General features: G+C 68.0%; 20 protein-coding genes. 11 read left to right on the top strand and 9 right to left on the bottom strand.

The annotated features are described in order from the left end of the window. A partial coding sequence (locus QM841_RS14800) for a non-ribosomal peptide synthetase (RefSeq protein WP_283332540.1) occupies nucleotides 1-10,702 on the bottom strand: 10,702 nt, incomplete at its 3' end. A gap of 359 nt (nucleotides 10,703-11,061) precedes the next feature. Here QM841_RS14800 and QM841_RS14795 point away from each other — a divergent pair. The 3 genes from QM841_RS14795 to QM841_RS14785 all read left to right on the top strand — a co-directional run bounded on the left by QM841_RS14795 (nucleotide 11,062) and on the right by QM841_RS14785 (nucleotide 12,829). Continuing rightward, nucleotides 11,062-11,286, top strand: coding sequence for an RGCVC family protein (locus tag QM841_RS14795; protein ID WP_283332538.1), 225 nt, complete (start codon nucleotides 11,062-11,064; stop codon nucleotides 11,284-11,286). A 101-nt stretch (nucleotides 11,287-11,387) separates the two neighbouring features. Then, a complete protein-coding gene (locus QM841_RS14790; protein WP_283332536.1) occupies nucleotides 11,388-12,152 on the top strand; it encodes a haloacid dehalogenase type II in 765 nt (254 codons plus the stop codon). A gap of 272 nt (nucleotides 12,153-12,424) precedes the next feature. Continuing rightward, entirely contained in the window at nucleotides 12,425-12,829 is a 405-nt protein-coding gene (locus QM841_RS14785) for a hypothetical protein (RefSeq protein ID WP_280784502.1), read from the top strand. Between the two features lie 57 nt (nucleotides 12,830-12,886). Here QM841_RS14785 and QM841_RS14780 read toward each other — a convergent pair whose 3' ends face one another. After that, nucleotides 12,887-13,876, bottom strand: coding sequence for a glutamate ABC transporter substrate-binding protein (locus QM841_RS14780; protein ID WP_283332535.1), 990 nt, complete (start codon nucleotides 13,874-13,876; stop codon nucleotides 12,887-12,889). After that, nucleotides 13,876-15,240 carry a GlnX family signal transduction membrane protein gene (locus tag QM841_RS14775; protein WP_283332534.1) on the bottom strand — a complete coding sequence of 455 codons (1,365 nt, stop codon included), beginning with the start codon at nucleotides 15,238-15,240 and terminating at the stop codon, nucleotides 13,876-13,878. Before QM841_RS14775 ends, QM841_RS14780 begins: the two co-directional genes overlap by 1 nt. A gap of 150 nt (nucleotides 15,241-15,390) precedes the next feature. Here QM841_RS14775 and QM841_RS14770 point away from each other — a divergent pair, with 150 nt between their 5' ends. Then, nucleotides 15,391-16,482, top strand: a complete 1,092-nt coding sequence (locus QM841_RS14770; RefSeq protein WP_283332533.1) for a substrate-binding domain-containing protein — start codon at nucleotides 15,391-15,393, stop codon at nucleotides 16,480-16,482. A gap of 14 nt (nucleotides 16,483-16,496) precedes the next feature. On the opposite strand, the gene QM841_RS14765 is transcribed toward QM841_RS14770, so the two are convergent. Further along, nucleotides 16,497-16,925, bottom strand: a complete 429-nt coding sequence (locus QM841_RS14765; RefSeq protein WP_283332532.1) for a nuclear transport factor 2 family protein — start codon at nucleotides 16,923-16,925, stop codon at nucleotides 16,497-16,499. A 162-nt stretch (nucleotides 16,926-17,087) separates the two neighbouring features. Here QM841_RS14765 and QM841_RS14760 point away from each other — a divergent pair, with 162 nt between their 5' ends. Beyond that, nucleotides 17,088-17,717 carry a class I SAM-dependent methyltransferase gene (locus QM841_RS14760; protein ID WP_280784497.1) on the top strand — a complete coding sequence of 210 codons (630 nt, stop codon included), beginning with the start codon at nucleotides 17,088-17,090 and terminating at the stop codon, nucleotides 17,715-17,717. On the opposite strand, the gene QM841_RS14755 is transcribed toward QM841_RS14760, so the two are convergent. Next, complete coding sequence (locus tag QM841_RS14755; RefSeq protein WP_283332531.1) at nucleotides 17,668-18,438, bottom strand: MerR family transcriptional regulator; 771 nt, start codon at nucleotides 18,436-18,438, stop codon at nucleotides 17,668-17,670. The two genes, QM841_RS14760 and QM841_RS14755, sit on opposite strands and share 50 nt — an antisense overlap. Before the next feature lie 62 nt (nucleotides 18,439-18,500). On the opposite strand from QM841_RS14755, the gene QM841_RS14750 reads away from it, so the two are divergent. Then, a complete protein-coding gene (locus tag QM841_RS14750) occupies nucleotides 18,501-18,977 on the top strand; it encodes a DUF6194 family protein (protein WP_280784495.1) in 477 nt (158 codons plus the stop codon). 61 nt (nucleotides 18,978-19,038) lie between these two features. Here QM841_RS14750 and QM841_RS14745 read toward each other — a convergent pair whose 3' ends face one another. Continuing rightward, a complete protein-coding gene (locus QM841_RS14745) occupies nucleotides 19,039-19,323 on the bottom strand; it encodes a hypothetical protein (RefSeq protein WP_283332529.1) in 285 nt (94 codons plus the stop codon). A 669-nt stretch (nucleotides 19,324-19,992) separates the two neighbouring features. Here QM841_RS14745 and QM841_RS14740 point away from each other — a divergent pair. After that, on the top strand, nucleotides 19,993-20,256 hold the full coding sequence (locus QM841_RS14740) for an alpha/beta fold hydrolase (protein ID WP_283332528.1): 264 nt from the start codon (nucleotides 19,993-19,995) through the stop codon (nucleotides 20,254-20,256). A 56-nt stretch (nucleotides 20,257-20,312) separates the two neighbouring features. Here the strand turns inward: QM841_RS14740 and QM841_RS14735 are convergent, their stop codons facing one another. Continuing rightward, entirely contained in the window at nucleotides 20,313-21,347 is a 1,035-nt protein-coding gene (locus QM841_RS14735) for a Gfo/Idh/MocA family oxidoreductase (protein ID WP_283332527.1), read from the bottom strand. A gap of 204 nt (nucleotides 21,348-21,551) precedes the next feature. On the opposite strand from QM841_RS14735, the gene QM841_RS14730 reads away from it, so the two are divergent. From QM841_RS14730 to QM841_RS14715, 4 genes are all read left to right on the top strand, one after another. Then, nucleotides 21,552-22,166 carry a class I SAM-dependent methyltransferase gene (locus tag QM841_RS14730; RefSeq protein WP_283332526.1) on the top strand — a complete coding sequence of 205 codons (615 nt, stop codon included), beginning with the start codon at nucleotides 21,552-21,554 and terminating at the stop codon, nucleotides 22,164-22,166. A 143-nt stretch (nucleotides 22,167-22,309) separates the two neighbouring features. Next, complete coding sequence (locus QM841_RS14725; RefSeq protein ID WP_283332525.1) at nucleotides 22,310-23,020, top strand: SDR family NAD(P)-dependent oxidoreductase; 711 nt, start codon at nucleotides 22,310-22,312, stop codon at nucleotides 23,018-23,020. After that, nucleotides 23,017-24,075, top strand: coding sequence for an S-adenosylmethionine:tRNA ribosyltransferase-isomerase (locus QM841_RS14720; RefSeq protein ID WP_283332524.1), 1,059 nt, complete (start codon nucleotides 23,017-23,019; stop codon nucleotides 24,073-24,075). Before QM841_RS14725 ends, QM841_RS14720 begins: the two co-directional genes overlap by 4 nt. A 98-nt stretch (nucleotides 24,076-24,173) precedes the next feature. Next, a complete protein-coding gene (locus QM841_RS14715; protein WP_280784488.1) occupies nucleotides 24,174-24,368 on the top strand; it encodes a CsbD family protein in 195 nt (64 codons plus the stop codon). 21 nt (nucleotides 24,369-24,389) lie between these two features. Here the strand turns inward: QM841_RS14715 and QM841_RS14710 are convergent, their stop codons facing one another. Continuing rightward, the gene (locus tag QM841_RS14710; protein WP_280784487.1) at nucleotides 24,390-24,722 is read right to left on the bottom strand and encodes a gas vesicle protein K; all 333 of its coding nucleotides are present in this window, start codon (nucleotides 24,720-24,722) and stop codon (nucleotides 24,390-24,392) included. Continuing rightward, on the bottom strand, nucleotides 24,715-24,924 hold the full coding sequence (locus QM841_RS14705; protein ID WP_283332522.1) for a gas vesicle protein: 210 nt from the start codon (nucleotides 24,922-24,924) through the stop codon (nucleotides 24,715-24,717). Before QM841_RS14705 ends, QM841_RS14710 begins: the two co-directional genes overlap by 8 nt. Between the last annotated feature and the right edge of the window lie 3 nt (nucleotides 24,925-24,927).

The following is a 24,927-nucleotide window of genomic DNA, read 5'->3' as shown; positions in this document are numbered from 1 at the left end:
CGGGTTGGGTGCGGGGGTCGAGCCAGACGAGTTGGAGCATGATCCCGTTTTCGGGATCCAAACGTGCGGCGGCAGCACGGGACTCGACCTCGGCCCGGCCCTTCAGGTCGGCCGGATCATCGAGTGCGACCCGGCGGATCAGCGACGCGACCCGTGGAGCCTGGTCGGCGGCCAGGACCTCCAACACCGTGTCTTCGTCCGTTGTTCCGCGCCGGAGTCGGGCTCGGAGCATGTCGTGGTGGTCGAGGACTGTCTGCACGGTGGCGGTGAGGGTGTCGGTGTCCAGGTCGGGTGGTGCGGTGAGCAGGACCGATTGGCAGTACGTGTCGAGGTTGCCACCGCGCTCGAGCAACCACCGCGCTGCCGGTGGCAGCGGGAACGACCCGATCCCTCCGCCCGGAAGCTCGGAGAGGACCGCGCTCGGCTCCGGCCGTGTGGAGATCGCGCGCGCGAGCCGGGCGATCGTTCTGTACTCGAACACATCCCGCGGAGTGAGTGCCAGCCCGGCGGTCTTCGCGCGTGCCACCAACTGGATGGCCATGATGCTGTCGCCACCGAGCGCGAAGAACGAGTCGTCGACGCCTACGGACTCGAGGCCGAGCACGTCGCCGACGAGGGCGACCAACGACTCTTCGACAGCTGTTCCAGCCGAGCGGAATTCCGCGGCGCGGGTCGTGAAGTCGAGGGCTGGGAGCGCGTTCCGGTCTACCTTCCCGTGGGGCGTCAACGGCAGGGTGGACAGTGAGATCACCGCGGACGGAACCATGTGCGAGGGAAGAAGTGACCTCGTGTGGTCGAGCAGTTCCTCCTCTGCAACGTCGATGCCGGGGACGGGGACGACGTATCCGACGAGATGGTGTGCGCCGTTGCGATCGGCTCGCGGCACTACCACGGCCTGCGAGATCCCGGGGTGACGCAGGAGGGCGGATTCGACCTCGCCGGGCTCGACGCGGTAGCCGTGCAGCTGAACCTGGAAGTCGGTGCGGCCGTGGTAGTCCAGCTGTCCATCGGGGTTCCAGCGGGCAAGGTCTCCGGTTCGGTACATGCGGGAGCCGGGGACGCCGAACGGATTCGCGACGAACCGACCGGCCGTGATCCCGGGCCTGCCGAGATACCCCCGCGCCAACTGAGCTCCGCCGAGATACATTTCGCCGGTCACCCCGGGGACGACGGGGTGCAGCCGGCCGTCGACGACGTACACCTGTGTATTCCACACCGGCGACCCGATGGGCACAGCGGGGGCAGGTTGGTCGGCTGCGACGTCGTGGTACGTCGCTGTCACGGCCGCCTCCGCGGGACCATACATGTTGCCGAGGCGGACACCCTGCGCAAGCACGTTGCTCGCCGTCCGTGCACTGATCGCCTCACCCCCGGTCAGGACCCGGCGCAGGGACGTGGGGAAGGAGTGCCGATGATCGTTGACGAACACGTCGAGTAGGGAGGGCACGAACTCCACCACTGTGATCTGCGTGTCGTCGAGGAGGCCGGACAGATAGTCGAGGTCGAGCTGCCGATCCGGGCGCAGGAGGACCAGGATGCTTCCTGAACAGAGAGCCGCGAAACACTCCCAGATGGCGACGTCGAAGGCGATCGGCGCCTTCTGCACGGTGCGGTCACGCTCGTGTAGCGGCAGATGAGCCTGCGACCAAGCCAGCTGGTTCGCGATTGCCGCGTGGGATACCGCCACCCCTTTGGGTGTGCCGGTCGAGCCGGATGTGTAGACCACGTAGGCCAGGTTGTCGGGGTGTAGTGGTGCGCCCCGGTCCGCGTCGGTCACCGGTGCGGCGTCTCGGGCCTCGCGGTCGATGTCGTCGAACCGCGCCACCGGAACCCCGGCCGGAGCGGGTAGGTCGGCGTCGGCGGTGGTGACGACGAGAGCCGCCGACGCGGTGTCGATCAGTGATTCGAGGCGGTCGGTGGGGTGGCCGGGATCGAGGGCGAGCACCGCAGCACCGGACTTGACCACCGCGTACATCGCGGCGAGCATCTCGAAGGATCGCGGGAGCATGAGGGCCACAATGGATTCGGCGCCGATCCCGCGGACGAGGAAGGAGCGCGCCAGGCGGGTCGACCAGGTGTCGAGTTCGGCGTAAGTGAGGATTCGATCCTCACAGCGAACGGCCGGTGCATCGGGTGCCGCCGCGACCCGTGCCTCGAACAGGTCCACTATCGTCGCGGCCGGAAGGTCGTGGGCCGTGGCGTTCCACCGGTCGAGGACGAGCCCGCGCTCGGCGTCGTCGAGGATGTCGATGTCACCTACCACCGCCTCGGGATCTGTCACTGCTGCGGTGATCACCCGAAGGAGCCGGCCGGAGAATGCGCTGATCGTGCCGGCGTCGAACAGGTCGGTGGCATAGACGATCTGCCCGCTGATACCTGTCACCGAACCTTCCTCGGCCGGTTGTTCACGCAACACCACATTCAGGTCGAACGGCGACACTCGGGGGTCGAGTTCCGCGACATGCACTTCGAGGCCGGGCAGCGCGAGGCGTGGCGGCTCGATGTTCTGGAACGACAGCATTACCTGGAACAACGGATGACTCGCCGCCGAACGTGGCGGGTGAAGTTCGTCCACGAGGGTTTCGAACGGAATGTCGGCGTGCGCGAAAGCCGCCAGATCGGCATCGCGCACCGCCGCCACGACGGCACCGAACGGTGACGCCGGATCGACGGTCGTGCGCAGAACGAGAGTGCCGACGAACATACCGACCAGGGGATCGAGCGCCTGTTCGCCGCGGCCGGCGGTCGGCGACCCGACGACGACGTCCGTGGTGGCGGCGAGCCGGGACAGCAACACGGCCAGGGCCGCGTGGATCACGACGAACGTCGTCGTGTGGTGGGAACCGGCGAAGTCGACGAGCCGGCGATACGTCGTCTCGGGCATCACGAACGGCACCGCTGCGGCCCGGTACGACGCGGTGGCGGGACGCGGCCGATCCAGCGGCAACTCCAACCGTTCGGGAAGATCCGCGAGCGCCGTGCGCCAGAAGTCGAGTTGCCGTGCCACCGGCGACGCCGGGTTGGTCACGGACCCGAGGACCTCCCGCTGCCACACCGAGAAGTCCGAGAACTGCACGGGCAACGGCTCCCACACGGGAGCGCGGCCGGCGCGGCGCGCGGTGTAGGCGGTGGAGAGGTCGCGCGCCAGGGGGACCAGCGATGCCCCGTCGGCGACGATGTGGTGCACGACGACAGCCAGGACGTGGTCGCGGTCGTCGAGTTGCCACAGTCGGACGCGAACCGGCGGACGGACCGTGACGTCGAACCCCTCGGCGACAACTTCGTCGATGGGGCCGGATACCTGCGCTGCATCGGCCACGGGAATCGGCGCCAGATCGACCGACACGCTCTCGGCGGGGACGACGACCTGCACCGGTCCGGTGTCGGTCAAGGGATAGAGGGTCCGCAACGGTTCGTGCCGAACGAGGACGTCGAGGAGCGCAGCGCGCAGCGCGGCGACGTCGAGGCGACCCGTCAGCCGGACCACCATCGGAACGTTGTAGACGGCCGACGTCACGTCGAACTGGTTGACGAACCACATCCGCCGCTGCGCGAACGACACCGGTGCAGGTTCGGTATGGACCCGGGGGCCCAGAGCGGGTCGATCCGGGTGCACCTCGCTCGCGTCGAGCACGGCGGCGAGTCCGCGCACCGTGGGCGCCTCGAACAGGGAACGGATCCCGAGTCGGGTCCCGCACGCCGAATCGATTCGGGCGACGACTTTTGCCGCGTCGAGGGACGTGCCACCCAGTTCGAAGAAGTTGTCGTCGACACCGACGCCACCGATGCCGAGAACCTGGGCGATCACCTTCGACACCGTCCTCTCGGTCGGGGTGGCCGGGGCGTGGTAGACGGGGGAGTGCCGCAGTTCCTCGGGAACGGGAAGGGCGTCGAGGTCGACGTCCCCGGTCTCGGTGACGGGCAGTCGGTCGAGGACGACGACCGTGCCCGGGACCCAGGGCGGGGGCAGGATCATCGCGGCGTGGGCGCGGATATCGGAGATGGCCGGCGCGGATCCGGGTGCCGGCACGACATACGTCACAAGGGCGGGTTGTCCGGCGCGCGGGGTGTGGTCGACGGTGACCGCGTTCGCGACCTGCGGATGCGCGGTGAGGACGGTGTCGATGTCACCGAGCGGGATTCGGTATCCGCGCAGTTCCGTCTGGAAATCGCGGCGCCACAGAATGTTCAGGCTTCCGTTCGGCGTGATGCGAGCGGCATCGCCGGTGCGGAACATGCGTTCGCCGGTCGGGCCGAAGGGGCTCGCCACGAAGTGGGTGCTCGTCGCACTGGCCCGGCAGTGGTAGCCCCGAGCCAGTGCGGGTCCACCGATGTACAACGCGCCGACGACGCCGGGCGGGACAGGCTGAAGGCGGTCGTCGAGAACCGCGAATCTCCGGCCCGGCCCGGGCAGGTACCCCATCCGGTCGGCACCGGATTCCGGTGCGAGATCCGTGGCTGCGGCGAACCACACGGTCTCGACGGACGCGTAGACGGCGACGACTTCGGGGGCAGCCACGACCGCGGCGCCGACGGGGTCACCGGTGAGCAGGACCGAGCGAAGCTCGTCTGCCCCGGGTGCGGATTCCCTTGCCCGGGACAGGTGCTCGTACGCGGCCGGGGTCTGGGCGAGCATGGTGACGCCGCGGCGGTGCACCAGGTCGGCCAGCGCGGACGGTGAGGAGGCAGTAGCGTCGTCGACCACCTCCAGCCGACCTCCGTGGAGGAATGCGCTCCACGGGGTCAGGACGGTGACGCCCGGTGCGAAGGTCGGGACCATTGCCCAGACCTCGCCGGCCGTGACGGCGGGACGTGCCAGTGCCGACAGTACTGCACGGTGAGTCACTGATACCGGTTTCGGTAGCGCGGTCGACCCGCGTGTGAGCAGGACGTAGGCGGCTGAGTCCGGGCAGGGACCGGCGCCGACGTCCACGGCGGCGAGGGGGTGCCCCGACCTGCGCGCGAGGTCGGCGACGGTGCCGGGCGCGTCGAGGACGAGGGTGGGAACGTGACCGTGGGGAAAATGTTCTTCCACAGCGGATGTCGTCACAAGTATCGCGGCGTCGACGTCGGGGATCGTCCGGGAGAGTTGCGTGGGCGACGCCCATCCGGGATCGAGTGGTAGACACACGCCCCCTGCCGCGAGCACGCCCAGTGTGACGGCGACGTAGTCCATCGAATGGGGAATCGCCACGGCGACGAGGCGTTCCGGTTCCGCTCCGTGGTCGTGGAGCAGCCGGGCGATTCGGTTCACCCGGTCGGCGAGTTCGCCGTACGACAGTGTGTCACCCGCGAACGACAGCGCGACGGCGTCTGGTTGCCGTGCCGCCGTCCGGGCAAATTCCTCGGGCAGAGTCGTCGCGGGGCCCGGTTCGTCCGGCGCGGTCCACGAACGGAGGGCGACGTCACGTTCCCGGTCGGTGAGCAGGTCGATGTTCCCGACCACGGTGTCCGGCTCCGTGGTCACGATCTTCAGGACGCGGACGAGTCGGTCGGCGAGCCCACGCACCGTCTCTTCGTCGAACAGGTCGGTGGCGTATACGATTCCGCCGTCGATTCCCTGCGGCGCCCCGCCGTCATCGCGGCGTTCACTGAGCCACACCTGCAGGTCGAACTTACAGATCTTCGGGTCGTAGCCGACGGCCGCGACGCGCAGCCCGGGCAGGTCGAGCTCCCGCGCCTCGTGTCCGGCCGGCAGGACGTTCTGGAACTCGAGGAGAACCTGGAACAACGGTGAACGACTGTCCGTGCGTTCGGGTTCGAGGGCGTCCACCAATTTCTCGAACGGATAGTCGGCGTGAGCGAACGCCCCCAGGTCCACATCCCGCACGGTGCGTATGGTGTCCGCGAAGCCCGCCTCGGGATCAATGTGGGTGCGCAGCACGAGCGTGTTGACGAACATGCCCACCACGTCGTCGAGTGCGGGCTCCCCACGTCCCGCGACCGGGGTGCCGATGCTCACATCGTAGGTGCCGGCGAGCCGGGCGAGCACGACTGCCAGCGCTGCGTGACACGTCATGAAGAGTGTGGACGTGCAGGTTCGGGACAGTGCCCGCATGCCGGCATGCAGCTCCGGAGGCAGGTGGAAGTCCACTCGGTCGCCGTGCAGGGACCGCCGCTGTGGGCGGGGATGGTTGGTCGGCAGCGCGAGAAGGGGCGGCGATCCCCGGAGCGACTCACTCCAATAGTCGAGTTGCCGCGACGCGAGGCTGTCGGGATCGGTGGGCCGACCCAACACTGCGTGTTGCCACAAGGCGTAGTCCACGTACTGGACTGCCGGCGGTTCCCAGGCGGGGGCGCGTCCGTCGACCCGGGCACGATAGGCGGCGGAGAGGTCACGAGCGAGCGGACCAGCCGACGCACCGTCGGCCGCGATGTGATGGATCACCAGGGCCAGCACGTGGTCGGTGCCACCGATCGTGAACAGAGACGCTCGGAGCGGCGCATCGACGGTGACGTCGAACGGCGCGGCCGCGGCCCGGGCGACGTGTGCGTCGAGGTCGGTCGGATTGTCGACCCGCACGGTCTCGACCCGGGGCTGCGCCCGTTCGGCGGGCAGGATCACCTGATGTGGTCCGTCGTCCGAGGCCGGGTACACCGTGCGGAGCGACTCGTGCCGTTCCACGATATCTGCGATCGCTGCGACGAGGGCACCGACGTCGAGGTGCCCGGTGAGCCGGACGACCAGCGGAATGTCGTAGGCCGGGGAGTGCGGGTCGTACTGGTTGACGAACCACATCCGTTCCTGGGCCGGGGAGAGCGGAATCCTGGCGGGACGGGGGAACCGGCGGAGGGGAGGCCGCTCGGAGCCATCGCCGCGCCGGCTCTCGACGACATCGGCGAGTGCGGCGACCGTCGGGTGTTCGAAGAGGTCGCGGACATCCAGCGACGTTTCCAGCGCAGAACTCAGCCGTGCTACCACCCGGGTCGCCGCCAGGGAACCTCCGCCGAGATCGACGTAGTCGTCGTCTGCACCGACACCCGCGACACCGAGCACGGTCTCGAACACCGACGCGATCGTGTCTTCCGTCGGCGTGCGTGGCCGGCGGTGGCCGGCGCCGCTCCGCGGGGCGAACGTCGGCACCGGGAGTGCGGCACGGTCCAGCTTGCCGCTCGGGGTGCGCGGAATGACGTCGAGGGGGACGACCGCGGCAGGGAGCATGTGCGCGGGCAGTGTGCGCGCGAGCCGACGGTGCACCTCCCCGACATCGACGCGCTGCCCTTCGGTCGGGTGAACGTAGGCGATCACCGCGGCATCTCGCGTGCGCGGGTCGGTCGCGGCAGTTGCGACGGCGAACCCCACGCTCGGGTCGGCCCGCAGGACTGCCTCGATCTCACCGAGTTCGATGCGAAAACCGCGGACCTTCACCTGGAAGTCGCTGCGCCCGACGTAGGTGAGGTCGGGGGCGGTGGATGGATCCTCCTCGTCCCGGACGCACCATCGCACGAGATCGCCGGTCCGGTACATCCGCGTCCCCGGCGACCCGAAGGGCGCGGCCACGAAACGGGCGGCATCGAGTCCGGCACGGTTTCGGTAGCCGCGCGCGAGGCCGGGGCCCGCGAGGTACAGCTCGCCGACGGTTCCCGGCGGCACCGGGCGCAACCGGTCGTCGAGCACGACGACCTCGAACCCGCGCACCGGTGGTCCGAGGCTGACCGGCTCATCCGGCACCAAAGGTGCGCTGATGGTCGCCATGATCGTTCCCTCGGTGGGCCCGTAGGCGTTGACGACGCGGCGACCCGCCGTCCATGTCGACGCGACTTCAGGCGGGCAGGCTTCGCCGGCGACGGTGAGATGCGACAGGGTTGGCACGCCAAGGGGATCGAGCGTGGCGAGGGTGGTCGGCGTGAGTACGGCGTGGGTGACCCGATGCTCGGTGAGTATGCGCTCCAGTTCCGCGCCCCCGACCACTTCGGGCGGGACGATCACCACGCGCGCACCGGATCCGACAGCCGCGAGCAGCTCGAACAGTGAGGCGTCGAAGCTCGGCGACGCGAACTGGGCCACCCGCCCGGTCGGCGGCACGTCGAGCCCTTCAATCTGTGCGGCAATCAGATTCGCGATCCCGCGGTGGGTCACGACCACCCCTTTGGGGACGCCGGTCGATCCCGACGTGTATATGAGATAGGCCGGATGGTCCGACCGCAGCGGTCGGGGGCGGTCGGCGTCGCCGACCGGTGTGTCGGTGCGCTCGGAGAGGGTGTCCTCGACGTGACGGTCGTGTAGTTCGATCCACTCGATGACACCGGGTGGGTCGTCCCGGTGACGACCGACCGTGACCCCGAGCGTCGCACCGGAATCGGTGAGCATGTGCGTGATGCGGGCTTCGGGGTATCCGGGATCGACGGGCAGGAAGGCGGCCCCCGACTTCGCGACCGCCCACACGGCGCGGACGAGATCAGCGGATCTCGGGAGCGCGAGGGCGACTACTGTTTCAGGGCCGGCACCCCGGGCGAGGAGAAGGCGAGCGAGCCGGGTGGAGTCGTCGTCCAGCTGGCGGTACGTGACGCCGATGCCGCCACCTGCAGCGTCGACGACGGCGATCGCGTCGGGGTCGCGGTGCGCCGCATCTACCAGGAGGTCGGGCAGCGTGCGCGGCGGAACTCCCGGATCGCCGCGCGCGGGCACGAGCCGGCGCCGTTCGGCGGAACTCAACAGGTCGAGCTCCCTGACCGGGATGTCGGGGTGTGCCGTGACCTGGTCGAGCACGCGGACCAGACGGTCGGCGAATCCGCGGATCGTCGACGGCTCGAAGAACTCCCGCGCGAAGGTCAGTCGGAGGTCGAGCCCGGCCCGGCCGGGGCGTTCGACGATGTGGATCCAGAGGTCGGCGGCTTCGTCGGACCGGCTATCGGGTTCGTGCGGGTGATCGCCGGCCTGCACGTCGAACGCGACCTGGAACGGCTGCCGGCCCGTGGAGGGTGCTGGAAACGTGAGCGCGGCGGCGACCTCGTCGAAGGTGACGTCGGCGTGCGTGAACGCACCGAGTTCGGTGGTGCGTGTGCGCTCGAGGAGTTCGATGAACGATTCCGTGCCGTCGACCCTCGTGCGCAGAAGGAGGGGCCATCCGCGTGCGCCCGCCGGTGTCCCGAGGACGACGTCGCGGACTCCGCCGAGACGAGCGAGCAGTGTCGTGAGGGCCGCATGCGAAACGGTGTAGGCAGCGAACGGGCAGTCCCGTCCGAGGTTCTCGATCCGGTGATGCAGGTCCGCGGTCACGTGCGCCTCGACGTGCTCGCGGAGCCTGTCGACGGTACCTGCGCGGCGCGTGTAGTCGCGGGGAAGAGGCGTGTCGTGGGGCAGGTCGGCGAGCATCGTCCGCCAGTAGTCCAGATCTGCTGTGCGCCTGCGACTCCGCACACCTTCGTGTGCGGTCTCCGCGTGCACCCCTGCCACGGGATCGCCGGGATCTGCCGCGAGGAACTCCTCGAGGAGGCCCACGAACGACCGAAGGTGACGAGCCAATTCGTCCCGGGAGTAGCGGTGGGGGTTCCCGCGGAACTCGACGACCATCCGCCCGGCAGCGGCGGTGCGGTACACATTGACCAGCAGATCCGCCACCGGTCCCGAGGTGACCACGTGAAAGTCTCCGGTGAGCGGTCCGAACCGGATCCGGGGGCGGAAGAGCATGACGTTGACCATCGGCCCGGACAGCGAGTCCGTCGCGTCCGTCTCGCGCCGGATGTCCTCCAGCGTGAAGCGCTGATGACGAAGAGCACCCAGAATTTCGTGGTGTACCCGGCGGGTGAGAGTGGCCACCGTGTCGTCGGGTGCGGTGGAGACCTGCAATGGAGCGAGTCCGACGAGCATCCCGCCCGATCGCTGCAGCAGCACGGTCGTGCGGCCCGACACCGGGAGGTCGACGAGCACGTCGTCCCGTCCGGTCATCCGGGCCAGATACGTGCCGAAGGTGGCGATCACGACGGTCGCCGGCGGCACACCGAGCCGTTCGCCGGAACTGTCCAGTCGCTCCGTCGCGGACGCAGACAAGGTGGCCGTCTCGAGGCTGCTTTCCGCGACGGCGGGTGCCACCGTCGGGGACAGGCTCGAGTTGGTACGGCGGCCGGCGAGGTGCTCCCGCCAGTAGGCGCGATCGGACTCGTAGCGCGTCGACGACCGGTACGCCTCGTCGAGGCGGTGAAGGGTGCGCAGATCTGCGGCACCGGCAGGTTCCGGCGTCCGGTCCTCCACGCGGGCGGTGTACAGCGCGGCGATCCGGTTCATGAGCGTCATCGCTCCGTACCCGTCCAGCGCGATATGGTGAATTCTGCTGTACCACAAGTAGTGATCGTTACCGACTCGTAACACCGTCGACGTCGCCAGCCGGTCCCGGGTGGGATCGAGCGGCGCGGTGTAATCCCGCGTCATCCACGTGTGAGCGGCTGCGGTGGGATCGTCCGCACCACCGAGGTCGACAAATCCGGTCGACAGGTCAAGGGTCGGGTCGACGGTCTGGAACGGCTCCCCGTCGATCTCGAACACCCGGAGGAACGCCGACTCGAACTCGCGGCCCGCGGTCACCGAGGCTTCGTCGAGGACGGCGAGGTCCAGGGCGCCGCGCACCTCGACGTACTGTGCGATGCACCTCGGGACGTCAGGGGCAAGGCGCTGGGCCAGCCAGATTCCGCGCTGCGCGGGAGTCAGCGGGAAGGCATGGGGACGACTGCGAGCGGTCGCGTCGCTCCTGTTCCTGGTATCCACTTACTAGAACCTCCCGACGGCAACCAACGGCGATTGCCTCTGGGTCGGACGTTTTCGGCTTAGCTGATCTATATCGCGGGCACGACCAGGTCCGTTACTACCAGTATGTCCTGTACCTGCGGAAATGCCCCCGCCCGCCGTGGTTCGTGCCGCCTTCAGTCCCTGCCGAGGGTGCCCGCCCGATCAGTCGGTCGACGCGTGCGTCTGGCGAGGTCACGAAATGGTGACGGGGCGGGGTTGGGCCGTGAGGGGGTAGCGTGGTGGTTGTCGAGGGTTATTCGAATATGCGCGGTCATGCCATGTCGTCCTCGGCGCCCACACCGGCCTGCAGTCGAAAGGCCGAGAACTGGAGCGCCGCCATGGCGTCGAACCCGACTGATGTGTCCAATTTCCTCGTGTCCGAGTCTCCGAACTCCGCGCTGGTGGTGGAATCGGAGGCGTCGTGCACGGCATGCCCACACAGCGCGGATTCCCACGACGAGCTCGGGATTCGGTTCTGTGCCGTGACCTCGGCGCGAAGCCTCGAACGTAAGTGCATCTGCGCCGGTGACCAGGTGAGTGGACAGCACTACTCCCGGTACTGAAGCAGACGCTCACCCACGGGCGCTCCGCTCGATTCGCCGACGACCTTGCATGACGGCACTATCCTGATGCCACGTCGTACGTTCGAGTCGAGAGGACGCCCATGGCTGGTGTGCCGTTCCGGTCCCCGTCGACGGGACGCAATGTTCGCGCCGTGTTGTTCGATACCTTTGGCACCGTTGTCGATTGGCGCACCGGTATCGCCACCGCTGTCGCGGACTACGCGGCGCGCCATCAGCTCGGGGTGGACGCAGTTGCATTCGCCGACCGGTGGCGCGCCCGCTACCAGCCGTCGATGGACGCGATCCTTTCCGGCACCCGCGAGTTCGTGACTCTCGATATCTTGCACCGCGAGAACCTCGACGTCGTGCTCCGCGAATCGGGCATCGACCCCACGAATCACGATGCCGGAGAGCTCGACGAGCTCGCGCGCGCCTGGCATGTGCTCACCCCCTGGCCCGACAGCGTGCCAGGTCTCACGGCACTCAAGGCGGAGTACATCATCGGCCCGCTCTCGAACGGCAACACCTCACTTCTGCTCGACATGGCCAAGAACGCCGGAATCCCGTGGGACGTGATCATCGGCTCCGACATCAACCGGAAATACAAGCCCGATCCCCAGGCTTACTTGCAGACAGCACAGTTCCTCGGTCTTGACCCGGGTGAAGTCATGCTCGCGGCCGCCCACAACGACGACCTCGAAGCCGCTCACGCCACAGGACTGGCTACAGCGTTCATTCTCCGGCCCGTCGAACACGGACCGCACCAGACCGATGACCTCGCGCCAACAGGCAGCTGGGATATTTCAGCCACCGACATCACTCATCTCGCAGCGCTGCTCCGTGCGGGATCGACAGGGTTCAGGTGAGGCGGCGAACCTACTCGACGGCCCGAGTGAACACTGTGTCGAACTCGGCCTCGAATTGCTTGCCCTGTGCGGGTCGTGTCGTCCACTCCCAGGCCGCTGCTCGGCGCGTCGAGTTTGATGCTGAGGACCATCTGTTCTTCGTCGTCGAGTCGATCGATCCGAGCACCCGGTGGCACGTCGGCTTGCTCCGCGTGCGCCACCCCGTGTCAGGTAATTCTTGACGCCACGTCCACTGCCTGTCAGGCTATACCTGACAGAAATGGGAGGTAGTCATGGAACTTGTCGAACGCGCCGTCAGTGCGGATATCGATGCCGCTGCTCGCGCGGTGATAACGGCTGCGGCCGCGGAAGCAAGCCGTCACGCCGACGAAATCATCGGCACCGGGCCGCTTCCCGGCACGGCGGATTGGGACGCCGAGCAAGGCACGGACATTCCCCACCAGCGAACCCTGGCCTGGCACCTACTGAGTCTTCGTATACAGCTCGCTGCCGGCCTGGACGGCATCGAAACCGTTCTCGGTCTGCGCTTTCAGGGGGCGACGTGGGCGACCATCGGCAAGGCCGCCGGGATGACCCGTCAATCCGCGCACGAGCGATGGGGTTCGCGCACCACCGCCCTGCTCGACCCGATGGGGACCGGCCTGCCCAAGACCGTTGCCGACGACGATCCGAGCTGAACCGGACGTGGTGGAACTCGGGGCGATAGAAGTGGCGACCGCCGTCTGAGGGGTCGGTCAGTCCCGGTACTCCGGCGCCGGCGGTCCGGGTGCCGGGCCCAGCGACGACAGCCACCGGTCGTAGAGGGCCGTCCAGGTTCCGTCTGTGCGCAGTCGTTCCAGTGTGCCGTTGACGAACCGGACGAGGTCGTCGTTTCCGGGAGCGAGGCCGATGGCGTATCGGGCGGAATCTGTTTCGGGGCCGACGATTTCGAGATTCGGATCCTGGGCGACGAGGCCGGCGAGGAAGGCGGCGCCTGCGACCGCGTCGACCTGCCGTTGCTGGATGGCCATGAGGCAGTCGTCCCAGTCGGGGACCGCAAGGATCGTGGCTTTGGGGGCGATGCGCGTCAGCGCCGACACCGACGCCGGGTCGTGGTGCGTGCAGACCCGTCGCCGGGCAAGGTCGGCCGGACCGGCGATACCCGACCCGTCCCGCACCACGAGCCGGCGGGAGGCCTCGAGATACACCGTGGAGAACGTCAAGTCCTGGGGACCTTCACAGGAGAGGGCCACCGGACGCACGACCATGTCCGCGTCACGGTGGGCGAGCATCTCGGCACCGTCATCGGTTCCGAGCGGACGGAACTCGACCTTGGTGGGATCGCCGAGCAGATCACGTGCGACCTCCCGAGCGAGGTCGACGCCGAATCCGGTGAGGGTGCCGGTGGTCGGGTCGCGGAAGCTGAACAGGTTGGTGTTCTGATCGACCGCGACGACCACGGTGCCGCGGGCACGAATATCGCCGAGCGCGCCGCCGAGGCTCGGAGTCCCCGGGCGGAGACTGGCCGGGGCCGCGCATGCCGACGTCTCTGTGTCCTGCGGCGGCGTGTCGGACGGTGCGATGAGCTGGGCGCCGGCCGACAGGGGAAACTCCGTGAAGTCTCCGGAAAACCTCGGGGTGGGTGCATCGGGGGCGCCGCAGCCGGCAATCAGGACAGCTCCGAGCCCGAGGCTCCCGAGCAGCCGGGTGAAGCGCGGTCGCCGTTCCGGGTGTGGTCGCACCATCAGTGGTACTCACTCACTCGGGGCTCGATCCCCGCGACGACGGCGAGCGCTGCGGAAACAGCGAGCACGATGCCGCCCACGGCGAGCGCGGCCATCGTGCGGTACGACTCCCGCATCGCGTCGAGTTCCTCGGTGCGCAGAGCGGTGATGGCGTCTTCGAGCGATTCGTCGAGGTCCCGGAACCGGGCAGTCGATGCCGTCGATCCCGGACCGACCGCGACGTCCGCCGCGCCCTGGTAGTCGCCGTCTGCGAGCTTCTGCTGCAGATCCCGGTGCGCGCTCCGCCATCCGTCGAACGCGGCGGACGCATCGGCAATCGTCGGTGCGACAACGGTGTTCCGCGACGCGTCCGAGTTCAGAATCGCGGAGAGCGCGTCTGTGTGCCGGGCGTAATCGCTCCCCGCCGGATCGAAACCCGGCCGGAGAAGTCCGAGGGTTTCGTCGGCGCGGGCCTGCTGGGCGAGGATCCTCGCCTTCGTGACCGCCGCGAGGGGTTCGGCGCCGTCGATCCGGGCACGTTCGCTCGCCGACGTCGACAACAGCCCGGCGACCACGATCCACACGACGAGTGCAGCCAGCAGGACCGTCGCGCACGCCAGTCCGGGATTGACCCGGCGACGGCTTCGATGCGCCACGTACGCGTGCGCGACGGCGAGGACGACGACCCCGGCCGACGCGACCACGATGGCGGTGGCGGGCAGCCGGGCGGTGTGGGATTGGGTGTCGGCGACAGCTCGGGCCTGGTCGTTGTAGAGGCGTTCGGCCAAGGGCAGGATGGTGTCCTGCATGAGAGCCGAAGCGGTTCCGAGATACGCCACCCCGACCGGGTTTCCCGCGGCGTCGTTGGACCGGGCGGTCGCCACCAGGTCCGTGTACACGGCGACGTGCCGCGACATCTCGGTGAGCAGTCTCAGCGATTCGACGTCGCCGGAGGTGACGCCGTACGACGCGGTGACGAGCGCGTTCGACGCGTCCCCGATCGCCTGGTTGTACCGATCGCGCACCGCCAGCGGCTCGATGGCACCCGCGATGAACGACGACGTCGCTGCCGCGTCGGCAATCGACAACGAGCTGAACAAGTTCTGCGCGGCGTCCGCCAGCGGTTCGGTGTGGGCGCGAAGGGTTTCCATGCGCTGCTGCCGTGCGGCGACCACGGCGGACGTCACCAGACCGGCCGTCAGCGCCACCGCGACGAGGACGACGGCGAGGAGGGACAGGCGTCCGGGAGTCGACGCGAGGAATTCGCGCCAGGGGCGCCGGCGGACCTCGGGTTCGACGAGAAGGGATTCGTTCAGGAGATGCTCGTCGGCAGGCGAAGTGTCACGATCTCCCCTGGATACGGTGCCGCTGTCCTGGTGGAACACCTTCTCCTCCTCATCCCTGCACTCAGTGTGCGCCGATCACGGTCGGAAAACACCGAAAGCATCGACGCGCGCGAGTAGCCTGCCTCGCCCGCGGGTACCTCCAGACTGGGCACGATCACGCTGGAGGTCACGGCTCGTGAAGACAAGCTCATGAAGCGAAGGGTGCGCGCGTTCTCCGTCGCGGCCGCGGTCGCAGCGGTGGCGCTCGGGGCCTGCGCGGCCCCTGCGCCGCAGGGCGACGAGGCACCGGAGAAGGTTTTCTTTCTCTTGCCGAACACGACGACCACCCGATTCGTGGAGCGAGACGAACCCCTGTTCACCGACTTCCTGGAGTTGTTCGCGCCGGAGGCGGCGGTCACGGTTCGCAACGCCGAGGGCGATCCCGCCCGTCAGCAGAGCCAGGTCGAGTCGGCGATCGCGGAGGGCGCTTCCGTGCTCGTGCTGATCTCCACGGACGCGAGGTTCTCGGGTGGAGCCTTGACCGCCGCCGGCGAGGCGAACGTTCCGGTGGTGCTCTACGACCATGACGCGGTCGGTGGACCGGCAGACGTTCAGGTGATCTTCGATCCACTCGAGGTCGGCCGACGGCAGGGGAGCCGCGCCGCGGATCTGATCGCCGCGATGCCCGGCGACGGGGTGAAGATCGCCCGGGTGGAGGGAAACTTCGGTGAATACGGAACCCGTCAATTTCGGCTCGGTCAGGACGAGTATCTGCAGCCGCTCGCCGACAGCGGCAAGATCCGCGTGGTCTGCGAGACCGCGATCGACGACTGGGACCCGGCCGGAGGTCAGGCATTCGCCGAGGAATGCCTGGCCCGTGAGAACAACGACATCGCGCTGTTCGTCACCATGAACGACGACCTGGCAGGCGGAATCGTCGCGGCACTGGCAGGCCGCGGGCTCGCCGGGCGGATCCCGGTCACCGGCGGACAGGACGCCAATCTCGCTGCGCTGCAACTGATCGCACAGGGAACCCTCGACAACACGATCTTCAAGAACCTGTCCGATCAGGCGAAGGTCGCGGCGCAGCTGACCACGTCGATCCTGCACGGTGACGGCATTTCGGAGGAGATGGTCAACGGCACGATCGACAACCAGTACATGGCCGTGCCAACGGTGTTCCTGCCCGTGCAGAACATCACGAAGGACAACCTCGACGTCGTGGTCAACTCCGGCTTCTACACCTGGCAGCAGATCTGCGCACCGGACCCGGCATCCGCGGTGTGCGGGGACCACAGCTGAGCCGTCGACGGGGTTCAGCTCAGGGACGCGATGACACCGCGGTCGCCGATCTCGGCGCGGACGTCGATCACCCGCCCGGCCAGCAACCAGCCCGACGGTCCGCGTCGCCATTCGTCGCGGTACTCGCCGAGGCATTCGTACGTCGCGTCGGCGCGTTCGCCGAGGCCGACGTGAAACGCCCGGAAATAGGATCGAGTGCGCGCCCCGTCACCGTCGACGTCGACGTCGACGCGGATGTTGCCGAGCAGGTGCTGGGTGGCGCCGCAGACGTCGAGGTGGGAGCGGACGCGCGCGACCACGTCCACCGGCCCCGCCCGCCCATAGGCCACGACATCGTCGGTGAGCGTCGCCGCAAGCCCCGGCCAGTCCTTCGTGTCGAGCAGGTCGACCACGACGTGCAGGCGGTCGGTGATCTCGACGCGGTCGGGAACGGACTCGGGCATGGCTCGATCTTCCTCGGAGGACCGGCCGCGTCGGCCCCGGCATCCCGCTGATCGAGACTGTCGCGTCGGCGCAACACCCTTGGGCTGCGGGTGGGTGCCGAGGTGGTGTCGCATACGGTTGCAGTGGCTCGCCGAGCGGGCCGGATCGAGGAGGAATCGGTAATGAGTGCACGCACCCCCGAGGAGCGCATCCCCAGCCAGTGGGAGGAGATCACAGCAGCCGACCCGGGGCATTCGATGTGGTACGTCGAGCGGTTCCGTGCCATGGAGGCGCAGGGCAAGGACATCGTAGGGGAGGCGCGGCTGGTCGATGCGATGCTCGGCCGCGGCGGTCGGGTACTCGACGCGGGGTGCGGACTGGGCCGTCTCGGCGGCTACTTGCACGATGCCGGTCATGTCGTGGTGGGTGTCGATGTGGATCCGGTGCTCATCTCCGTGGCAGAGGAGGATCACCCCGGTCCGACGTGGCTGGTCGGTGATCTCGCGGAGTTGGATCTGCCGGCCCGTGGTGTGACCGCCGATTTCGAGGTCATCGTCTGTGCGGGCAACGTGATGACTTTCCTGGCGCCGTCGACCCGGGAGGCGGTGCTGACGGGATTCGCCGCTCATCTCGCCCCGACCGGCCGAGTGGTTGTGGGGTTCGGCGCCGACCGGGGCTACGAGTTCTCCCAATTCCTCGCGGACGCGCAGGCGAGCGGTCTCACGGCGGATCTGCTGTTCTCGACGTGGGATCTGCGCCCGTTCAGCGAGGATTCCGACTTTCTGGTGGCGGTGTTGTCGCGCGCGCACTGACCACCCCATCTCGGAGTGCGAGGAGCACGGTGAGGGCAGCGGTTGCGTCGAGCAAGGCTCGGGAGCGGGCCGTGGTGGCCTGGTCGCGGGCAGCGAGCGCGGCGCCGATGTCACCCGATCCGGGTGTGTGCCCGAGTTGTGACATGACCGCGTGGAGAGGTGCGATGCGGTAACCGGCCTTGCGTAGCTGATGCACGACGCGAGCGTCGCGGACCTGCGAAGGGGAGTATCGGCGCGCTCCTGTGGGTGTGTCCCGGTCCGGGACGACGAGTCCCTCTGCGTCCCAGTGCCGCAACGTGGAGGGGCGGAGACCGAGGGCGACGGCGAGTTCACTCACGCTCATCCAGTCGGATGCCTGCACGTCGTCGACAGGCTCGGTCGAGATCAGCTCGGCGGCCTGCTTCGCCAGCGCGAGTTCGGTTCGTTCCGTGTGGAGTCGGGCGTGTGCGGCATCGAGGAGGGCGACCGTTGTCGCGGCCGGGCACGTGTGCACGCTGCGCACGATCCGTTTGGCTTCCACCGGGCCGGCGCCGATGGCGAGTTCCCGATAGGCGAGCGCGGACTGCACATGCACGTCGGTGTAGATCCGGTATCCGGTGGCTGTGCGGGTTGCGGGAGGCAGCACCCCGTCGCGTTCGAGGTTGCGCACGTGCTGCACGGAGCACCCGGCGCGCCGGGCGACATCCACGGTCCGCAGATGACGCGATTGGAGACTTGGCACCGTATTCTCCTACGTTTGCTGGTCGAGGTCTCCACAAGCACTTTAATGAAACGCTGGAAGCTATGACCATGGACGACATCATCGACTTCGTCGAAGGCCTCGGCGATGTTCTGACGCTCAGGCCTGCCCCCGGCGACGGTTCGCCGGAGATCAGCTGGGGTGACGCCTTCTTCTACTACTCACCGGATCGGATCGTTCCCGACAGGACCCAGCCCTTCGCCACCATCGTCACCAAGAACTACCCCGGCGACGAAAGCTCGGGTCTGGACCGCGCGGGTGCATTCCGGGTGAACATCCATGCCGGGAAGGAGGCGTTCATCGAGGCAACCGGCCACACGCCGCGAGAGCAGGGCGTCGCCGACGTCGACGCCGGTGCGCCCGACACCGTCATCGCGCATCCCGTCTATGGCTCACTGGCCTGGCTGGCAGTCATCGACCCCGGCTCGCGCACAGGCGAAGTCACGCGGGCGTTGCTGTGCCGTGCGCACGCCCTGGCTCGCTCGCGCTACGAGCGACGATCGGAATCCACTCCACGCTGATGGGGGAAGGCATGCGGAACCGAGGACGACGAATCCTGGCGCCGTCCTCGGTCAAGCGTCATCACATCTGGTAGATCTGGCTGCTGTTCCATCCGACGAGGAGTTCGTCGAGCGTCATGCTCTGGTCTCGGCGTTCTTGCCGTTGGTCGCGTTGTCGGTCGTGGCGGGGGCCGTCACCGTGGTCACCACGATCGCCGGGGATGGTGGGTGCGGCGACTGTCGTCACGGGGTGTTCGGCCGCTGTCGCGATGGTGGTGGCGGCTCCGAGGGGGATGACGGCGATCGCGGCGGCGACGGCGGCCGTGGCGAACCGGTTTCGCAGGGGGATTCGAGGGAGACGGTTCACTGCGCCCGACGGATTCGCCGCGTGCGAAGTCTCGGAGTGGGGAAGTGAGATGTGCATTTCGTAGTGTCCTGTTCGAATGCGTGGGCCCAACGTCCACAGCTACTCGAATGGTGTCTGCGAGGGCCCGGAACGTTACACCCGACAGTCCAGGAATTTTGGTTCCACAGTGAAACCGTCCCGGAGTGGAGATGTTCTCCATGGATGGATTCCCGAGTCCGTACTACCGTCGCAGTGACCGCAGGCGGGCACCACGGCGCGTCAGCCGGGAACTGTTGGGGGATAGGAGAAGCAGTGCCTTCCATCGAATCTGGCGGGGCTCGGATCGACTACACCGTGCACGGTGACGGCAGCTCCTCGTCGAGCGTGATGTTGCTGGCGGGTTTCAGAGCCCCCGCCACGTCGTGGCGGTATCAGATCCCGTCGCTGATCGAGGCCGGCCACCGCGTCATCGCTGTGGATCTGCCGGTCACGGGACGACTCCGGCCACGCCGCACGGAACGACGATGCAGACACGCGCCGGATTCGTGCACGCGCTCATCGAGGAACTCGACCTGCAGGGTGTGGCAATAGTCGGAGGCTCGATGGGCGCAAACACGATCTCGTCGTACGTCGACTCGTACGGCACGGGGGCGGCTTCGCGCCGCGGTTGTGGTCGATCAGACCCCGCGAATGCTCAATACGCCGGAGTGGGCGTACGGGTTCTACGGCTACGACCAGGAGGAGGTCGGCACGTTCTTTGCGGACGGGATTCCGGTGCTCTTCGTCGCCGGTTCCGACAGCGAGTACTGGCCGTCAGCACACGCCGTAGCGGCTGCGGCACTCGCACCGAACGGAGCGTCGAGCGTCGTTCCGCGCGCGGGCCACGCGACGAACATGGAACGACCACATCCGTTCAGCAAGGCTGTCGCCGAATTTTTCGATTCCGCGTCCTGAGCCCCTCACCGACGCGAGCCCTGAACCGACGCGAGTGCTGCCGAAGTCGCCTCCGGTCAGTCGACGGACTGCACGACGACCGTGTTGCCGCTCTCCGCGGCCTCCCGCGCCGCCGCCAACACCGCGATGGTGCCGAGCGCGGTGCGGGCAGGCACCGGTTGTGTGCCGCTGCCGGCAACGGCGGCCGCGAATTCCGTGTAGTAGTCCTGATACGCACCCCGCTGCGACGGAACCGTTTCCGCGCCATCCGCTGTGTGGAGGACGCCCCACCGTTCCCGTCGTTCGTAACCCCATCCGGTGGGATCGTCAACGGGCCGCGACCCCGCGAAGAGAGCCTGTGCCTGCACGTCCGTACCGTCCGCCACATAGGCGCCCACGCTGCCGAACGCGCGCAGCCGCCGCCCCTCGAGATGGTTGACCTTGCTCGACGAGACGCTCGAATAGACCCCGCTGCAGTGAGCGATGTTGACGACGAAGCCGGCGTCGGTGCGCCCCTCCGGCCGATCGACGTAATCGAGGTGGGCGTCGACCCGCTCCGCCGGCCCGAACAACCACAGCATCTGGTCGACGACGTGTGCGCCGATGTCGCGCAGCAACCCACCGGTCGGGCCTGCTTCGAGTGTGTCGGCACCGTCCAGGTCGAAATGGGACTCGACACGCCAGATGTCGCCGAGTCGCGGCAACACCGACTTCAGGGTACGGATGTCGGCGTCGTATCGACGGTTGTGATAGACGCTGAGCAGCACGCCGGCGTCCTCTGCGGCTGCTACCAGCTCGCGGGCCGTCTCGACATCCGGCGCGAACGGCTTGTCCGCGATCACGTGCACACCACGCCCGATTGCCTCGAGCACGAGTTCGCGCCGCGTCTGCGGTGGCGTGGTGATCGTGACGGCATCGACGCCGGAGTCGATGAGTTCGCCGAGGCTCGAGAACACCGGCACTCCGGGGAAGTCGGCGGCAGCCTGGGCGACCCGTGAGGCGGAGCGGGTCACGATGCCGCCCAGTGCGATTCCCTCTGCCGCTTCGACGAACGGCGCATGGAAGTAGCGGCCGCCCAGCCCGTATCCGACGATTCCGATAGTTGTGCTCATATCTGGATTATATGTTAAGACATTCGAACAATCTAACCGTGTCGGTGGGGCAAGCAGTCGCGGTGTCGAGGGTCGAGAACCGCGCAGTGCCGTGCCAAGATGAGGTGGCACGATCCGTTTCAGGGAGGCGTCGAAGTGTCGGAGCGATCAGGTCCCCTCGCCGACGATCCGTTCATCGGTCGGCAGCCAACCAGCCACGAACGCATGACAGGACGGCCCTGGGATGCGTCGTACCACGAGGGCCCTGCGCCGTGGGATGTCGGCCGGCCGCAGCCGGCGGTCGTGCGGGTGGCATCCGAAGGCGGATTCGCCGGAGCGGTGCTCGATGCGGGATGCGGCACCGGCGAGAACGCTCTTCACGTCGCCTCCCTGGGATTCCAGGTTCTGGGCGTCGACGTGGCCGAGACGGCACTGGCGATCGCCAGGGAGAAGGCCCACGACCGTCGGATCGAGGTCGAGTTCGCGCTGGCCGACGCGTTCCAGTTGGACAGAATGGGGCGCCGGTTCGACACCGTACTGGACTGCGGACTGTTCCACACGTTCGACGCCGCCGAGCGACCACGCTACGTGGCGAGTGTGGCGTCGGTGACCGAACCCGGCGGAACCGTGTATGTGTTGTGCTTCAGCGACGCTGGTCCCGATACCGGCCCGCACCCCGTCAGCCGGGAGGAGCTGAGAGCGGCGTTCGACCCAGGCGATGGATGGAAGGTCGCCGCCATCGAACCGGATCGGATCGAGACGAGATTCCACGACAACGGCGCACCGGCCTGGTTCGCGACCATCGAGCGGATCCAGCCGACGGGCGGGTCGGCCCGGTGAGACGTCGGCAGCACGTCCGGGGGCCCGACGCCCGGCGCCCGGCGCCACCGGAGGAATTCGAGCTGTAGCCTGCCGTCCTTGACATGAAGTGGACTTTAGGTTTCACGATGGTCGCAGATGTCACAGGAGGCAAGGAGTCTGCGATGAACGGCACCAGGACGGCGCTGATCACAGGAGGATCGGCAGGGCTGGGACGGGCGAGCGCGCTCGCGCTCGCGGAGCGCGGCTGGGAGGTGATCGTCACCGGGAGGCGGGTCGAACCGCTCGATCGGGTTGCCGCGCGGGCACACACCGTCACCGCGCTCCCCGGTGACGTGACCGATCCGGGGCACCGCGAGCGCATCGCCGTCGAGATCGCGGCGCGGGGGCGACTGGACCTGTTGCTCAACAACGCCAGTGCGCTCGGGCCCAGCCCGATGCCCTCCCTCGCCGAGTACCCGGAGGACGCATTGGCGCAGGTCTTCGCGACCGATGTGCTCGCCCCGCTCGCATTGATCGCCGCGCTGATCGAACATGTGCGGGACCCGGGCGGGACCGTGATCAACATTTCGTCGGATGCCGCGGTCGAGGCGTATGCGGGCTGGGGCGGTTACGGGGCGGCGAAGGCGGCGCTCGACCACGCGTCCGCGGTGCTGGCGGTGGAGGAACCCGGCCTGGCGGTCTATGCATTCGATCCCGGCGACATGCGCACGGAGATGCATCAGGCGGCGTTCCCCGGCGAGGACATCTCGGATCGGCCCGATCCGGAGACCGTGGTTCCTGCGCTGCTGAGTTTGCTCGACACGAGCCCACCCAGCGGCCGGTACCGTGCGGCGGACCTCGCGGTCGCAGCGAACCCGGGGGTGTCGTCGTGACGCGTGCACGGGCCACCTCCGCGGCCGAGTTCCGGTTCGTGCTGCCACAGCGATTGGAGGCGAGTGGTCCACCGGAGAGCCGGGGGTTGCTGCGCGACTCGGTGCGACTGCTGGTCTCCGACCGGGGCAGGTTGGAACACAGCAGATTCCACGACCTGCCACGCTTCCTCCGCCCGGGTGACGTGGTGGTGGTGAACGCGTCGTCGACATTGGCCGCGGCGGTGGACGGGACCGTCGACGCGGTCGGACCTGTGGTCGTGCACTTCTCCACCGCTCTCGAGGACGGGGACTGGGCGGTCGAGGTGCGAGCGCCGGGACCGGTCTCCGGCGCCCTCGACACGGTCGCGGCGGGAGCGCGGATCGTTCTGCCGCGCGGCGTCGTTGCGACGCTCGTGGAACCCTGGCCCCTCGGGTCGACCAGGTTGTGGCGGGCCTCGATCGACGGCATCGCGGACGTAGCCGCGGAACTGCTCGCCACCTCGGGTCGTCCGATTACCTACGCGTACGTCCACGAACGCTGGCCCCTGTCCTCGTACCAGACGATCTTCGGCCACACCGGTGGAAGCGCCGAGATGGCCAGCGCCGCCCGGCCGTTCACCCATCCGATGGTTACCGACTTGGTGACCTCGGGGGTGGTGGTGGCACCGATCCTGCTGCACACGGGGGTCTCCTCGCCGGAGCGAGGGGAACCGCCGATCCCGGAGCGGTTCGAGGTGCCGGAGCAGACGGCGCGGCTGGTCAACGACCGGCGTGCCGCCGGAGGCCGCGTCATCGCGGTCGGAACCACCGTGACCAGGGCGCTCGAGACCGAGGCCACTTCGGGCGGCATGGCGGTGGCGGGCGCCGGCTGGACGGGCCTGGTTCTGAGTGCGGAGAGGCCGACCCGGGTCGTGGACGGCCTGATCACGGGCTGGCACGCACCGGGGGCGTCGCATCTCATGCTGCTCGAATCGGTGGTGGGAGAGAAGGCCGTCCGTCGCGCCTACGACGAGGCGCTCGCACGTGGCTACCTGTGGCACGAGTTCGGAGACAGTGCGTTGTTGCTGCGACGGTGACGATGCAATCGCGGTTCTCGACAGCGGCGCTGTGTGCGAGTTGACTGAAGTTGGTGATCTCGGAGAACAGAAGCGATCGCGGAGGACAGGACGTCGTCATGAACATGGGAAAGAAGATCCGGCACAAGGTCGAAACCGCCGAAGGCGCCGCCAAGAAGGCTGTCGGCAGGGCTACGGGGAATGCCCACCTCGAGGCGGAGGGGAGCAAGGAACAGGCCAAGGGCAACACCAAGCAGATGGGAGACAAGTTCAAGGACGCGGGCAAGAAGATCAAGAACGCTTTCAAACATTGATCGAACCTCGGTGAGTCCGGACTATTCGTTCGACAGCAGCGGCCCCAGCGGTCCGAGATCGATGTTCAGATCCTCGGGCATGAGATCGAAATGCTCACGCAACTCTGCCATTCGCTCCTCGAGCAGCATGAGTGTCGTGCCGATGCGTTCGATCTGCTCGTCGCTGAGATCGCCGTGCTCGACTCGGCGTATCGCCTGCCGTTCCATCAATTGGCGCAGTAGTTCGACGATCGTCAGGACCAGGGTGACCAGGCCCTTCTCGACGGATTCGGGGTCGGCGTCGATTCGCTGCGGCAGAACCCGGCGACCGATGTCGGTCGGTGCATCCGAATCGACGGGGTCGGGTTCAGTCATCGGCGGGCTCCGGCCCGACCGGGTCGGGGACGAGTGCGCTGACCGAAGCGATGAGTGTGCGCAGCGAGATCCGGACCATGTCGACGTCGGCGAGCGACAGGGTGATCTCACCGGTGATGACGACACCACCGCCGAGCACCCGATCGAGCAGATCGACGAGCGCGATGCGGCGAGTGTCGTCCCCGGGGACCATCTCGCTCATGTG

The organism is Rhodococcus sp. IEGM 1307, from assembly GCF_030056915.1.
Taxonomy (GTDB): domain Bacteria; phylum Actinomycetota; class Actinomycetes; order Mycobacteriales; family Mycobacteriaceae; genus Rhodococcus_F; species Rhodococcus_F opacus_D.
Note: the sequence above shows the minus strand (reverse complement) of the source record. Positions and strands in the feature narration are given on the sequence as shown.